The following is an 862-nucleotide window of genomic DNA, read 5'->3' on the forward strand; positions in this document are numbered from 1 at the left end:
TCCCAGCCCAGCAGCACCCCTTCGCGATGCAGTCGGATCTTGATGCGCAAGCCACCTCCGCCTCGCCGCAACTCGTCTAGCAACTCGTCGGGAATCCGGTCGGCAACGGGAACCTCAACATCGAACAAAAGTGTTTTGTCGCGCCCCGTGTAAACCTTCGCGTTCAAGGCCTTCATCAGACCGGGTGGGCGAATGGCCAAAGACGACTTGCTATTCCCTCCCTCCCAGACATATCCGGCGGGGAGACGTGCACCTTGATCACTTGTCAGACTTGCATAAAACCCTTCATCGCTGGTTTTACCGAAACCAGAGACAAAAGCCTCATACCCTTCGATGCCACTGAACCGATGCATACGCTCCAGTTCCTCGGGCGTCCAAGGCCGACCACCCGGCGCCCGTGGCGTTGAGGGCTGCGGTGTTGCACACGCCGACACGCTGCACACCACCGGCAACGCCGTCAATCCCTTGCACAGCCTTCGTCGCCATTCGTTCATCATTACACCCTGAGGTTGTCGAGGTTGTAGCCGTTGAGTTTCAGCCAGGCAATGTAGGCGTCGATGTTGACCGTACCCGTTTCATCCGAACTGAAGCGATCCACTTCGCCTTCGCCAATGCCCGGCGTTCTGGCGACCTGCTCCTCTGTCCAACGCGGGATGTCGGCTGCCGCCGGGTCCGCTCGGGCTTGGCAGGCGCCCTGCTTGACTTCGCTTTGTTGCCCGCATGAAGAGCCGGTCTCACGACAGGGTGCCGCTCAAAAGTCGGTTTCGATGCGCTGACCCGTCTTGGGGTGGATGTACCAGCCTTTGCGCATCACTTTCCCATTGAATATCTCTGCTTCCCGAAAATCACCGCCCGCAAAGCT

1 protein-coding gene is annotated in these 862 nt (G+C 59.0%); it reads right to left on the minus strand.

Translation table 11 applies throughout. From position 1 onward, the window contains the following. Positions 1–497, minus strand: a 497-nt coding sequence (locus GTZ97_RS16415; RefSeq protein ID WP_201748333.1) for a hypothetical protein, incomplete at its 3' end; no start/stop codon positions are given. Positions 498–862 lie beyond the last annotated feature (365 nt).

Origin of the sequence: Aquabacterium fontiphilum, from assembly GCF_009909205.1 — a bacterium.
Lineage (GTDB): Bacteria > Pseudomonadota > Gammaproteobacteria > Burkholderiales > Burkholderiaceae_C > Aquabacterium > Aquabacterium fontiphilum.